The 13620-nt window shown below is 53.8% G+C and carries 12 protein-coding genes and 1 pseudogene; 11 read left to right on the plus strand and 2 right to left on the minus strand.

Annotated features, from left to right (window positions below):
* Positions 1-15: 15 nt before the first annotated feature.
* Complete coding sequence (manA, locus tag NA389_RS09630; protein WP_001170620.1) at positions 16-1191, plus strand: mannose-6-phosphate isomerase; 1176 nt, start codon at positions 16-18, stop codon at positions 1189-1191.
* 102 nt (positions 1192-1293) lie between these two features.
* Entirely contained in the window at positions 1294-2802 is a 1509-nt protein-coding gene (locus NA389_RS09635; RefSeq protein ID WP_000753341.1) for a YdgA family protein, read from the plus strand.
* 57 nt (positions 2803-2859) lie between these two features.
* Here the strand turns inward: NA389_RS09635 and NA389_RS09640 are convergent, their stop codons facing one another.
* Positions 2860-3888: a Mal regulon transcriptional regulator MalI gene (locus tag NA389_RS09640; protein WP_000951918.1), complete on the minus strand. Its 1029-nt coding sequence runs from the start codon at positions 3886-3888 to the stop codon at positions 2860-2862.
* A 172-nt stretch (positions 3889-4060) separates the two neighbouring features.
* On the opposite strand from NA389_RS09640, the gene malX reads away from it, so the two are divergent.
* The 3 genes and pseudogenes from malX (at position 4061) to add (ending at position 8050) form a co-directional block, all read left to right on the plus strand.
* Positions 4061-5653, plus strand: coding sequence for a maltose/glucose-specific PTS transporter subunit IIBC (malX, locus tag NA389_RS09645; protein ID WP_000208903.1), 1593 nt, complete (start codon positions 4061-4063; stop codon positions 5651-5653).
* A 9-nt stretch (positions 5654-5662) separates the two neighbouring features.
* Positions 5663-6835, plus strand: a pseudogene (locus tag NA389_RS09650) (MalY/PatB family protein).
* A gap of 213 nt (positions 6836-7048) precedes the next feature.
* Positions 7049-8050 carry an adenosine deaminase gene (add, locus tag NA389_RS09655; RefSeq protein WP_000565578.1) on the plus strand — a complete coding sequence of 334 codons (1002 nt, stop codon included), beginning with the start codon at positions 7049-7051 and terminating at the stop codon, positions 8048-8050.
* 74 nt (positions 8051-8124) lie between these two features.
* Here the strand turns inward: add and NA389_RS09660 are convergent, their stop codons facing one another.
* Positions 8125-9165: an oxidoreductase gene (locus NA389_RS09660; RefSeq protein ID WP_000998241.1), complete on the minus strand. Its 1041-nt coding sequence runs from the start codon at positions 9163-9165 to the stop codon at positions 8125-8127.
* Between the two features lie 207 nt (positions 9166-9372).
* Between NA389_RS09660 and blr the strand changes: the two genes are divergently transcribed.
* The 6 genes from blr to rsxC form a co-directional block, all read left to right on the plus strand.
* A complete protein-coding gene (gene blr, locus NA389_RS09665) occupies positions 9373-9498 on the plus strand; it encodes a division septum protein Blr (protein ID WP_001708800.1) in 126 nt (41 codons plus the stop codon).
* 296 nt (positions 9499-9794) lie between these two features.
* Entirely contained in the window at positions 9795-10010 is a 216-nt protein-coding gene (gene ydgT / locus NA389_RS09670) for a transcription modulator YdgT (protein WP_000217946.1), read from the plus strand.
* Between the two features lie 88 nt (positions 10011-10098).
* Positions 10099-10539 (plus strand): DUF2569 domain-containing protein, encoded by a 441-nt coding sequence (locus NA389_RS09675; RefSeq protein WP_000214061.1) that lies wholly within the window; start codon positions 10099-10101, stop codon positions 10537-10539.
* 76 nt (positions 10540-10615) lie between these two features.
* Positions 10616-11197, plus strand: a complete 582-nt coding sequence (gene rsxA, locus NA389_RS09680) for an electron transport complex subunit RsxA (RefSeq protein ID WP_000133179.1) — start codon at positions 10616-10618, stop codon at positions 11195-11197.
* The gene (rsxB, locus tag NA389_RS09685) at positions 11197-11775 is read left to right on the plus strand and encodes an electron transport complex subunit RsxB (protein ID WP_001092600.1); all 579 of its coding nucleotides are present in this window, start codon (positions 11197-11199) and stop codon (positions 11773-11775) included. The genes rsxA and rsxB overlap by 1 nt, the downstream gene beginning before the upstream one ends.
* Positions 11768-13620: electron transport complex subunit RsxC (gene rsxC, locus NA389_RS09690; protein WP_410971579.1), on the plus strand; the 1853-nt coding region annotated here is incomplete at its 3' end. The genes rsxB and rsxC, both read left to right, overlap by 8 nt.

Below are 13620 nucleotides of genomic sequence, written 5' to 3' on the forward strand. Positions count from 1 at the left end.
AAACAGGGCTTGATAATGCAAAAACTCATTAACTCAGTGCAAAACTATGCCTGGGGAAGTAAAACTGCGTTAACGGAACTTTATGGCATCGCCAATCCGCAGCAGCAGCCAATGGCTGAACTCTGGATGGGCGCGCATCCCAAAAGCAGCTCGCGAATCACCACCGCCAACGGCGAAACCGTCTCCCTGCGTGACGCCATCGAAAAGAATAAAACCGCCATGCTGGGCGAAGCGGTAGCCAACCGTTTCGGCGAACTGCCGTTTCTGTTTAAAGTACTGTGCGCCGCACAACCGCTCTCTATTCAGGTGCACCCGAATAAACGCAACTCCGAAATCGGTTTCGCGAAAGAAAATGCGGCGGGTATCCCCATGGATGCCGCAGAGCGGAACTATAAAGATCCTAACCATAAACCAGAGCTGGTTTTTGCCCTGACGCCTTTCCTGGCGATGAACGCGTTCCGCGAATTTTCTGACATTGTCTCTTTACTGCAACCTATCGCCGGCGCGCATTCCGCTATCGCCCACTTTTTGCAGGTGCCGAACGCTGAACGTCTGAGCCAGCTTTTCGCCAGCCTGTTGAATATGCAAGGCGAAGAAAAATCCCGCGCGTTAGCCGTACTCAAAGCGGCGCTTAACAGCCAGCAAGGCGAACCGTGGCAAACGATCCGCGTGATTTCAGAGTATTATCCTGACGACAGCGGGCTTTTCTCTCCTTTGTTGCTGAATGTGGTCAAACTGAATCCCGGCGAAGCGATGTTCCTGTTTGCCGAAACGCCTCACGCTTATCTGCAGGGCGTTGCGCTGGAAGTCATGGCGAACTCCGATAACGTTCTGCGCGCTGGCCTTACGCCAAAATATATCGACATCCCTGAGCTGGTCGCGAACGTGAAGTTCGAACCTAAGCCTGCCGGCGAGTTGCTGACTGCCCCGGTAAAAAGCGGCGCGGAGCTGGACTTCCCAATTCCGGTTGACGATTTTGCTTTTTCACTGCACGACCTGGCGCTTCAGGAGACGAGCATCGGCCAACACAGCGCCGCGATTCTGTTCTGCGTTGAGGGTGAGGCGGTGTTACGTAAAGATGAACAGCGTCTGGTACTGAAGCCGGGTGAATCTGCCTTTATCGGCGCGGATGAGTCTCCGGTTAACGCCAGCGGCACAGGCCGTTTAGCGCGTGTTTATAACAAGCTGTAGCAACGTACTGAATTTTTTAACAACTCTTGCTAAGCTTATAACAGACGTAAAACTCCTCCAGGCGGTTTAATCCGCCTGGTTTCATTTTTATGGACAATTGATATGAAAAAAACACTGGTAGCTGCAGGTGTAGTGATTGCACTTGGCATCGTCTGGACAGGCGGCGCCTGGTATACGGGGAAAAAGCTGGAGAACCATCTTTCAGAAATGGTGACTCAGGCCAATGAACAGCTCAAGCGTACTGCGCCGGAGGCCGGTGTCGAATTAAGTTATCAAAACTACCAGCGTGGCGTGTTCAGTAGCCATCTGCAACTGGTTGTCAAACCGGTTGCCGGCGCAGACACTACCTGGTTGAAACCCGGGCAAAGCATTGTGCTGGACGAGTCCGTTTCACATGGTCCCTTCCCGCTCGCCCAGCTCAAAACGCTCAATCTGATCCCTTCTATGGCGTCGGTAAAAACCACCCTGGTGAATAACGATGCGGCAAAACCCCTCTTTGATATCGCGAAAGGCGACACGCCCTTTGTTATCAATACCCGCATTGGTTATGGCGGCGATACCCGCTCCGATATCTCTCTCAAGCCGTTAAACTACGAGAATGCCGGTGAAAAGGTCGCCTTTAGCGGCGGCGAGTTCCAGCTTAACGCCGATAAAGACGGTAATGTGGTTTCGCTGTCGGGCGAAGCGCAGAGCGGCCTGGTCGATGCCGTTAACGAATATAATCAGAAGGTCCAACTCACCTTTAATAATTTGAAAACAGACGGTACCAGTAAGCTGGCAAGCTTTGGCGAGCGTGTAGGCGACCAAAAGTTAACGCTGGATAAACTGTCCATCGCCATTGAGGGTAAAGAGATGGCGGTGCTGGAAGGGATGGAAATTGCCGGCAAGTCCGATCTCGTCAACGACGGAAAAACCATTAACAGCCAGTTGGATTACTCGCTTAACAGCCTGAAAGTGCAGAATCAGGATTTAGGCAGCGGTAAATTAACGCTGAAAGTCGGTCAAATCGACGGCGAAGCCTGGCACCAGTTTAGTCAGCAATATCATGCGCAAACGCAGGCGCTGTTGAATCAGCCGGACGTGGCGCAGAATCCTGAGCTTTATCAGCAAAAAGTCACTGAAGCGTTCTTTAGCGCTCTCCCCGTGCTGTTAAAAGGCGATCCGGTACTGACTCTGGCGCCGCTTAGCTGGAAAAACGCCAAAGGGGAAACCACGCTGAATCTGTCGCTGTTCCTCAAAGATCCGGCAACCACAACGGCACAACCGCAAACGCTGGCGCAGGAAGTCGACCGCTCCGTGAAATCGTTGGATGCGAAACTGGCAATTCCGATGGACATGGCGGTCGAGTTTATGACGCAGATAGCAAAGCTGGAAGGCTATCAGCAGGATGATGCGGAAAAACTGGCAAAACAACAGGTGCAGGGGCTGTCCGCAATGGGTCAGATGTTCCGACTGACAACGCTGAAGGATAATACTATCGCCTCCAGTTTGCAGTACGCCAATGGCCAGATCACGCTCAACGGACAAAAAATGCCGTTGGAAGACTTTGTCGGCCTGTTTGGAATGCCAGCGCTTTCCGTACCGGACGTTCCGGCGCTGCCTCAACAATAATCGCCTTGCCGGGTGTCGCGACGCTGCACCCGGTCTGCGCCGAACGACGCGCAGCCTCTACTTTTGCGTTACCAGGCGAGCGGCTATCGTTTGACTCCGCACATGGTGCTCGTCGTGAGCAATACGCTGCAATATTCGTTCGGCCAGGGTATAGCCTATTTCTCGCGCCGGCGTACTGGCCCAGATAATCGGCAGGTCGTCGAGGGCGTTCTCCGCCACATCAGCAAACGCCGCCAGCGACACCTGCTGCTCGAAATAACGATCGACACCGCTCTCGCCACTCTGTCGTCCGGCTCTCAGCAGGCCAAACCACGCCCCCATCGCAATGGTTTCGTTGTAACAAACGACAGCGCTAATGGTCGGATTGTATCGCAACAGCGCGGTAATGCTTTCTGCTGCCTGCTTCTGACTGGAAGCGCATTCCACGACCCACTCGCTGTGAAACGGTAGACCGTATTTTAACAACGTCGCGCAATAGCCGCCCACGCGCTCCGCGCGGGTTAAAGATGCGCTTTGTCCACCCAGCCAGGCGATGCGCTGATGGCCCTGACGAATAAGGTACTCCGTCAGGAGCTGCGCCGCCTGCATGTTGTCAGGCCGAACGGTATCGGCATCATCAAGATAGCTGGCGCGTGACGCAAACACGACCGGAATTCCTTGTGCGTCGGCCTGCGCTCTCAGCGCTTCGCTACTGCCCGCCGCACCGGCGATCACCATGCCATCCACACCCTGATTGAGCAACATGGTAAAACGCTGATTTAGCTGTTCGCCATCTTTCCCCCCGTGCAGGAGAAAAACCATACGGCCTTGCGCTTCCAGCGCTTCCGTTAACCCGGCGGTCAATTCGGCATAAAAGGGTGCCGATAAATCACGCACGATCAAACCGATAACGCCGCTTTGCCCGCCACGCAGCGCGGACGCCTGGCGGTTACGCACAAAACCCAGTTGTTCAATTGCCGCGTTCACGCGCTCGCCGGTCGCGGCCGATATTCGCCCCTTGCCGCTCAGCACTAAGGAAACGGTGCTCACCGACACACCAGCCGCCAGCGCAACATCGTGGATAGTGATTTTTTTGGCGATAGCCATGTCAACAAATCGCTCCAGAATCTGACAGATAAAACGTTTTACCTATCCGTTATCTTTATACGCGTTATTATCGGTCAGTAATGTGATTAATGCCGCACTAAAATTTGATAAAACGTTTTATCTTTTCGCCATCATAACCTGACACCGGCCTTTATTAACAAGGAGTCGTTAGATGACGACGAAAACCACGCCAAAAATAACGCTATGGGAATTTTTCCAGCAACTGGGCAAAACGTTTATGTTGCCCGTCGCCTTGCTCTCGTTCTGCGGCATTATGCTCGGTATCGGCAGCTCGCTCAGTAGCCACGACGTTATCACCCTGCTCCCCGTGCTGGGTAATCCCTTGCTACAGGCTATCTTCACCTGGATGAGTAAAGTAGGTTCTTTTGCCTTTAGCTTCCTGCCGGTGATGTTTTGTATCGCGATTCCGCTCGGTCTGGCGCGGGAAAACAAAGGCGTCGCCGCGTTTGCCGGGTTTGTCGGTTATGCGGTCATGAACCTTGCAGTCAACTTCTGGCTCACGGCAAAAGGCATTCTGCCGACCACCGATGCGGCGGTGCTGAAAGCCAATAACGTACAAAATATTCTGGGCATCCCCTCTATCGATACCGGCATCCTCGGCGCCGTTATCGCTGGTATTATTGTCTGGATGCTGCATGAACGGTTTCATACCATTCGTTTGCCGGATGCGCTGGCTTTTTTCGGCGGTACGCGTTTTGTACCTATCGTTTCCGCCGTTGTGATGGGGCTTGTCGGCCTGGTTATCCCGCTCGTCTGGCCGGTTTTTGCGATGGGAATTAGTGGACTGGGTCATATCATCAATAGCGCCGGCGACTTTGGACCGATGATTTTCGGCACCGGCGAGCGCCTGCTGTTGCCTTTTGGTCTGCACCATATTCTGGTAGCGCTGATTCGCTTCACCGAGGCGGGGGGTACGCAAGAGGTATGCGGGCATACCGTGAGCGGCGCATTGACTATTTTCCAGGCCCAACTCAGTTGCCCAACGACGCACGGCTTCTCTGAAAGCGCCACTCGTTTCTTATCGCAAGGCAAAATGCCGGCGTTTCTCGGTGGGTTGCCGGGCGCCGCGCTGGCAATGTACCACTGTGCCCGTCCAGAAAACCGCCCTAAAATTAAAGGATTATTGATTTCCGGTTTAATCGCCTGCGTTGTCGGCGGTACAACGGAGCCGCTGGAATTCCTGTTCCTGTTCGTAGCGCCAGTGCTGTACGTTATTCATGCTCTGCTGACCGGGCTGGGCTTCACCATCATGGCTATTCTCGGCGTCACTATCGGCAATACGGATGGCAATATTATTGACTTTGTGGTGTTTGGCATCCTGCATGGTCTGTCAACAAAATGGTATCTGGTTCCGGTAGTGGCGGCGATTTGGTTTGCGGTTTACTACCTCATTTTCCGCTTCGCCATTACACGCTTTAACCTCAAAACACCGGGGCGCGAAGCGGAGATCGCCACCAGCATTGAAAAAGCGATCGCTGGCGCGCCAGGAAAATCCGGCTACAACGTGCCTGCTATCCTGGCGGCATTAGGCGGCACGGAAAACATCGTGAGTCTGGACAACTGCATCACCCGCCTACGTCTGTCCGTGAAAGATATGTCGCTTGTCGATGTCCAGGCATTGAAGGACAATCGTGCGATAGGCGTCGTACAGCTCAATCAGCATAATTTGCAGGTGGTTATCGGCCCGCAGGTTCAGTCGGTAAAAGATGAAATGGTTGGTCTGATGAATACCGTTCAGGCATAAGGAAGAGATATGTTCGATTTTTCACAGGAAGTTGACCGTCGCGGGACATGGTGTACGCAGTGGGATTATGTCGCCGATCGTTTTGGCGAAGCCGATCTGCTCCCCTTTACGATTTCGGATATGGATTTTGCCACCGCGCCGTGTATCCTGGAGGCGCTAAACCAGCGCCTTTCCCACGGTGTGCTGGGCTATAGCCGCTGAAAAAATGAGGCGTTTTTAGGGGCGATTACCCACTGGTTTGCGACACGCCATCAGACCACGATAGATGCCCACTCCCTCGTATACGGCCCCTCCGTTATCTATATGGCGTCCGAGCTTATCCGCCAGTGGTCCAACGAAGGCGATGGCGTGGTAGTTCATACCCCCGCTTACGATGCTTTTTATAAAGCGATTGAAGGCAACCATCGCATCGTCACTCCCGTCCCGCTGGAGAAAGAAGGCAACGCCTGGTATTGCGATATGGCCAAACTGGAGGCGGCGCTGGTGCGTCCGGAAAGCAAAATCCTGCTGCTGTGCAGCCCGCAAAATCCCACCGGTAAAGTGTGGACGCGTGACGAGCTGGAAACGATGTCAACGCTATGCGAGCGCCATGGCGTACGGGTGATTTCCGATGAAATTCACATGGATATGGTATGGGGAAACCAGCCGCATATTCCCTGGAGCAATGTCGCGCGCGGAGACTGGGCGCTGCTCTCCTCCGGCTCGAAAAGCTTCAACATTCCGGCATTAACCGGCGCTTATGGAATCATTGAAAATAGTGAAAGCCGTGAACGCTACCTGGCCGCCTTAAAAGGGCGCGACGGCCTCTCTTCGCCAGCGGTGCTCTCGCTCACGGCGCATATTGCCGCGTATCAGCACGGCGCGCCGTGGCTGGATGCGTTACGCGCCTCGCTGGCGGCTAATATGCACTATATTGAGCAGGCGCTGAATGGCGCCTTTCCGACGTTGAACTGGCAAGCGCCGCCATCGACCTATCTGGCCTGGATTGATCTCCGTTCACTCGGCATTGACGATCAAAAATTACAGCACACGCTCATTCATCAGGAGAAAGTCGCCATTATGCCCGGCGATACCTATGGCGCAGAAGGCCGGGGATTTGTGCGTCTGAATGCCGGATGCCCTCGCCTGAAACTTGAAAAAGGCGTCAACGGATTGATTAACGCTATCCGCACCGTTCGCTGATACCGTCTACAAACGGGGTGTTGACCCTTTATCCTAAGATGCGATAACAGAGCCCCCCGTGAGCTAACCGGGGCGCGTTAAAGAGAATGATACAAAATTTCTCCCGCGCTCTCGCGAAGTTGCAACGTAATGGCTCCGTTTTTGCAAAATTTCCAGAGCATTATCAATCTGTAGTATAATGGTGCGCACTTTTATTAAAAATTGAGTGCGCCCATGATTGATATTACGCTTCCTTTGACTGACATCCACCGCCACCTTGATGGCAACATTCGCGCCCAAACAATTCTGGATCTTAGTCGGCAGTTCAACATCGCCCTTCCCGCCCAAACGCTGGAAACGCTGATTCCGCATGTCCAGGTCACCTCAACCGAACCCGATTTAGTAAGCTTTCTCACGAAGCTCGATTGGGGGGTAAAAGTCCTGGCATCGCTTGACGCCTGCCGCCGTGTGGCCTTTGAAAATATTGAAGATGCCGCACGTAACGGCCTGCATTACGTCGAGCTTCGCTTTTCGCCCGGCTATATGGCGATGGCGCATCAGTTACCGATCGCAGGCGTGGTTGAAGCCGTTATCGACGGAGTACGCGACGGCTGTAACACGTTTGGCGTCGAGGCGCGACTCATTGGCATTATGAGCCGTACCTTCGGCGAGGCGGCATGTTTACAGGAGCTTGATGCGCTGTTGGCGCACAGAGAGAAAATCACCGCGCTGGATTTAGCCGGTGATGAGCTGGGCTTTCCCGGCAGTCTGTTTTTGTCGCACTTTAATCGGGCGCGCGATGCGGGCTGGCATATTACCGTTCACGCTGGCGAAGCCGCAGGGCCGGAAAGTATCTGGCAGGCGATTCGCGAACTGGGGGCCGAACGTATCGGACATGGCGTAAAAGCTGTCGAAGATCGCGCGTTAATGGATTTTCTTGCACAGCAGCGTATCGGTATTGAATCCTGTCTGACCTCGAATATTCAGACCAGTACCGTCGCATCGCTGGCAGATCATCCGCTCAAAACCTTCCTTGAGCATGGCGTTCTCGCCAGTCTTAATACGGACGATCCGGCTGTTCAGGGCGTAGATATTATCCATGAATATCACGTCGCCGCGCCAGCGGCAGGATTGAGCCGCGAACAGATTCGCCAGGCGCAGATTAACGGTCTGGAAATCGCCTTTCTGAGCGATGACGAAAAACGTGCGCTGCGCGAAAAAGTGGCCGCGGCGTAAGATTGCTTTATTGATGCTAACGTCCTCTCTCCGCCTGCGGTTTAATGCTATCACAGGCGGAGAAATGCGACATCTCAGGCAAGACACAGCGTCGCACGATGTTTTGCCGATTCCATGCCCAGTTCAATCAACTCCATAATTTGAATCGCCTGGCTTGCCGGCACGGGATTTTCACCATTACCGTTTAACGCATCGCGGATGGCGGCATAATATGCCGGATAGTTACCCGGCAACGTAAGCCAGTTCTCTTCTTTGCGCTTCTCTCCCTCAACCAGGGTCAATACGCCGTCACGCATGTCATATCCCCAGTCTTCCTGCGGTAAACGCTCGCCGTTTTTTAACCGTTCTTCCTGGGGATCGAGGCCATATTTTACATAGCTACCGCGCGAACCATGAACGATGTATCGCGCGGATTCCGCCGCGGCCAGCATCGTACCGTGCAAAATCACGCGGCGCTGGGGGTAGGATAAAATCGCGTGGAAATAATCTGTAGATTGCGCGCCCGGACGCAGCTGCGCTAAATCCACCGTCATGCTGACCGGCAGGCCAAAAAGTTGAATGGCCTGATCCAACAAGTGCGGCGCCAGATCGTACCAGATACCACTTCCCGGCCCGCCTTGCTCGCGCCAGCGGTCGCGCACCTGGGGACGAAAGCGATCAAAGTGGGACTCAAACAAGGACACCTCGCCGAGCACGCCATCCGCCAGCAAGGCTTTCAGCGTCAAAAAATCGCTGTCCCAGCGTCGGTTGTGGAAGACGGAAAGTACCCGGCCAGTGCTCCGCGCAAGCGCATCCAATTCTCGCGCCTGTGACAGTGTCACGGTAAAGGGTTTATCAACCACCACATGCTTACCGGCTTCCAGCGCAGCTTTCGCCAGCGGGAAATGGGTATCGTTGGGCGTCGGGATCACGATCAGGTCGATATGCGGATCGTTAAATAAATGTCGGGGCTCAGAGACCACGGAAACCGCCGGCCAATCTGCTTTCACTTTTGTTTCATCGCTGCTGGATACCGCCGCAAGCTCTAGCCCTGGCGTTCCCATAATTAAGGGCGCATGAAAGGTTTTACTGGCGTAGCCATAACCGATTAACCCAACGCGGATTTTGTCATTCATCTCACTGCCTCCGGTTTTAGATATCGCTATTCCACACCATCGTGCGATTAGCCGCAATAGCGTCCTGACCATCAACGTAGCATCAAATGATTAACTTGTTACAGAACAGAGGCTGAAATCGTTTCCCTCCCTCTTGCCGACCGTTCGCCAGGAAAGTAACATTTACCCTCTGTGTTTATGGATAAATCAAAGCAAATGTCGTCAATAATGAATCGTCTTATTGAATTAACTGGGTGGATAGTTCTCGTTATCTCAGTCATTCTTTTAGGTATTGCCAACCATATTGACAATTACCAACCACCAGAGCCCACGGCTTCCGTTCAGAAGAAGTAAGCGTCAGATAATGTAAAGGCATTTTCGCGTGGTACGGTCAGCGGCGCCCCGGGGCGTGCAAAGAAAGTCAAAAACCGGCAAAAAAAACGAAATATGTCCTATCTGGTCTGACGTTTATTGCCTGTTGTAGGAAAGCGCGTTAACCTTTCGCCCCAGGCGCCCTGTGGCGCCTGACTCTTTACCGGTAAGAATATTCCCTTTTTACCTGCACCCCTGACCTCTCACTGGTGCGGTTTTGTTTATTTTTTATCAGTGACTACTCCGTTGGCATTATATTAAATATGGATCAACTTTATATGACTGTTCAGGATTATCTATTAAAATTCCGCAAAATTAGTTCGCTCGAAAGTCTGGAAAAACTGTTCGACCACCTTAACTATACCCTTACTGATGACATGGACATTGTTAATATGTATCGCGCTGCAGATCACCGCCGTGCCGAACTGGTTTCCGGAGGACGCCTGTTTGATGTAGGTCAGGTTCCGCAATCCGTCTGGCGCTATGTGCAATAAAGAAAGTAGCGTTTAACATCAAAAACCTTATAATATTTGCCCCAAAATGAGCGGCATGACCGTTAATGCGCGTAACCCCGGAGAAGATATGACTACAACACCGCCACAACGAATTGGAGGCTGGCTTCTTGGCCCGTTAGCCTGGCTGTTAGTCGCGTTGTTGAGCGCCTCGCTGGCGTTATTACTCTACGTTATGGCGCTTGCCACACCGCAAACGTTCAAGACGCTTAGCGGACAGGAAACCGGTAATTTACTGCTATGGGGCATTTCATTTATTACCGCTATCGCCATGTGGTACTATACCCTGTGGTTGACGATCGCATTCTTCAAGCGCAGACGCTGCGTGCCGAAGCATTACATTATCTGGCTGCTGGTGTCGGTGTTACTGGCGGTTAAAGCATTTGCCTTTTCGCCCGTCTCAGATGCCTTTGCCGTGCGTCAGTTACTCTTCCCACTGTTGGCGACGGCGCTCATTGTGCCTTATCTCAAACGTTCAGCGCGCGTCAAAACAACGTTTGTTAATCCGTAATAACCCTACAGTTAACCTGTTGTCGCCTGTGGTAGTTTGACAGATAATAGGCGGCTTTTTTATTTCAGGCCGAAACATGACTGATTACCTGCTGCTCTTTGTCGGAACTGTACTGGTCAATAACTTTGTACTGGTCAAATTCCTGGGCCTTTGTCCCTTTATGGGCGTATCCAAAAAACTGGAAACCGCCATGGGGATGGGCCTCGCGACGACCTTTGTCATGACGCTGGCGTCGATATGCGCCTGGCTTATCGACACCTGGATACTTATTCCGCTGGATCTGATTTATCTGCGGACGCTGGCCTTTATCCTCGTCATTGCTGTGGTCGTGCAATTTACCGAAATGGTTGTGCGGAAAACCAGCCCGGCGTTATACCGCTTGTTAGGCATCTTCTTACCACTGATTACCACTAACTGTGCGGTTCTGGGCGTAGCGTTACTGAATATTAATCTCGGTCATCACTTTCTTCAGTCGGCGCTGTACGGATTTTCCGCCGCCGTCGGTTTTTCATTAGTGATGGTTCTGTTCGCCGCCATCCGCGAACGCCTTGCCGTGGCGGATGTGCCCGCCCCTTTTCGTGGTAACGCGATAGCATTGATTACCGCAGGATTAATGTCTTTGGCCTTTATGGGCTTTAGTGGTTTGGTGAAGTTGTAATGAATACTATCTGGATTGCCGTTGGCGCCCTGACCCTTCTGGGCCTGGTGTTCGGCGCCATTCTGGGTTATGCCTCCCGCCGATTCGCGGTTGAAGATGATCCGGTTGTTGAAAAAATCGATGCGATTTTGCCGCAGAGCCAGTGTGGCCAGTGCGGCTATCCCGGCTGTCGCCCCTACGCCGAAGCCGTGGGTCTCCAGGGCGAGAAAATCAATCGTTGCGCGCCCGGCGGCGAAGCCGTCATGCTGAAAATGGCAGAGTTGCTAAACGTAGAGCCGCAACCATGCGATGGTGAAGAACAGCAGGCTGCGCCAGTACGTATGCTGGCAGTTATTGATGAAAATAACTGCATTGGCTGCACAAAATGCATTCAGGCCTGCCCGGTTGACGCCATCGTTGGCGCAACGCGCGCCATGCACACGGTCATGAGCGATCTCTGTACTGGCTGTAATCTGTGCGTCGATCCGTGTCCGACGCACTGCATCGAATTACGTCCGGTGAATGAGACGCCCGACAGTTGGAAATGGGATTTGAACACCATTCCCGTTCGCATCATTCCCGTGGAACAACATGCTTAAACTATTTTCCGCTTTCAGAAAAGATAAAATCTGGGATTTCGACGGTGGTATTCATCCGCCCGAAATGAAGTCCCAGTCAAACGGCACGCCGCTGCGCCAGGTGCCTTTAGCGCCGCGCTTTGTTATCCCTTTAAAACAGCACATTGGCGCTGAGGGCGAGCTGTGCGTTAGCGTCGGCGATCGCGTGCTACGCGGCCAGGCGCTTACCCGTGGACGTGGGAGAATGCTGCCGGTACACGCGCCCACCTCCGGGACGGTTATCGCTATTGCCCCCCACTCGACGGCGCATCCTTCGGCGCTGGCGGAGTTAAGCGTCATCATTGATGCCGACGGCGAGGACCGCTGGATTGAACGCGAGGGCTGGTCTGATTACCGCGCCCACAGCCGTGAAGCGCTCATTGAACGCATTCATCAGTATGGCGTTGCCGGGCTTGGCGGCGCGGGTTTTCCCACCGGCGTTAAATTGCAGGGCGGCGGCGATAAAATCACTACGCTTATTATCAATGCCGCAGAGTGCGAACCTTACATTACGGCGGACGATCGTCTGATGCAGGACTGCGCCGCGCAGATTGTGGAAGGTATTCGCATCCTGGCGCATATTCTGCAACCGCGTGAGGTATTAATCGGCATTGAAGATAACAAACCGCAGGCTATTTCCATGCTGCGCGCCGTACTGGCTGACGCCCACGATATTTCGTTACGTGTGATCCCAACCAAATACCCTTCCGGCGGCGCAAAACAGCTCACCCAAATACTGACGGGAAAACAGGTTCCCCACGGCGGGCGCTCCTCTGATATTGGCGTGCTGATGCAAAACGTCGGTACGGCTTATGCCGTTAAACGCGCCGTGGTTGACGGCGAACCGATCACAGAACGCGTTGTCACCTTAACGGGTGAAGCGGTAAGCCGTCCGGGTAACGTCTGGGCTCGGCTCGGCACTCCCGTTCGTCATTTGCTTAACGATGCCGGGTTCTGCCCTTCTGCTGACCAGATGGTCATCATGGGCGGCCCGTTGATGGGATTCACCCTTCCCTGGCTTGACGTACCGGTCGTAAAAATCACCAACTGCCTGCTGGCGCCATCCGTGACTGAAATGGGAGCGACTCAGGAAGAGAAAAGCTGTATTCGTTGCAGCGCTTGCGCTGACGCTTGCCCTGCCGACCTTTTACCGCAGCAGCTTTATTGGTTCAGCAAAGGGCAGCAGCATGACAAGGCTACCGCTCACCATATTGCTGATTGTATAGAATGCGGCGCCTGCGCCTGGGTCTGCCCGAGTAATATTCCGCTCGTCCAATATTTCCGTCAGGAAAAAGCGGAGATTAATGCGATCAGGCTTGAAGAAAAACGCGCCGCCGAAGCCAAAGCACGTTTTGAGGCTCGTCAGGCAAGACTGGAGCGCGAAAAAGCCGCCCGCCTTGCACGTCATAAGAGCGCAGCGGTACAACCAGCGGCAAAAGATCAGGATGCCATTGCCGCTGCGCTGGCGCGGGTAAAAGAGAAACAGGCGCAGGCCACGCAACCGGTGGTTATTCAGGCGGGTAGTCTGCCAGACAATAGCGCCGTCATCGCGGCCCGTGAAGCGCGTAAAGCGCAAGCGCGCGCTAAACAAGCCGCTCATCCGATGGCTGACAGCGCGATACCCGGCGACGACCCGCGTAAAGCTGCAGTGGAGGCAGCCATCGCCCGCGCCAAAGCCCGTAAGCAGGAGCAGCAGGCCGGAAGCGAACCTGCCGAACCGGTCGATCCGCGTAAAGCCGCGGTGGAAGCGGCCATCGCCCGCGCCAAAGCCCGTAAGCAGGAGCAGCAGGCCGGAAGCGAACCTGCCGAACCGGTCGATCCGCGTAA

It is taken from the genome of Salmonella sp. NW645, assembly GCF_051703725.1.
In the GTDB taxonomy this organism is placed as follows: Bacteria; Pseudomonadota; Gammaproteobacteria; order Enterobacterales; family Enterobacteriaceae; genus Salmonella; species Salmonella enterica.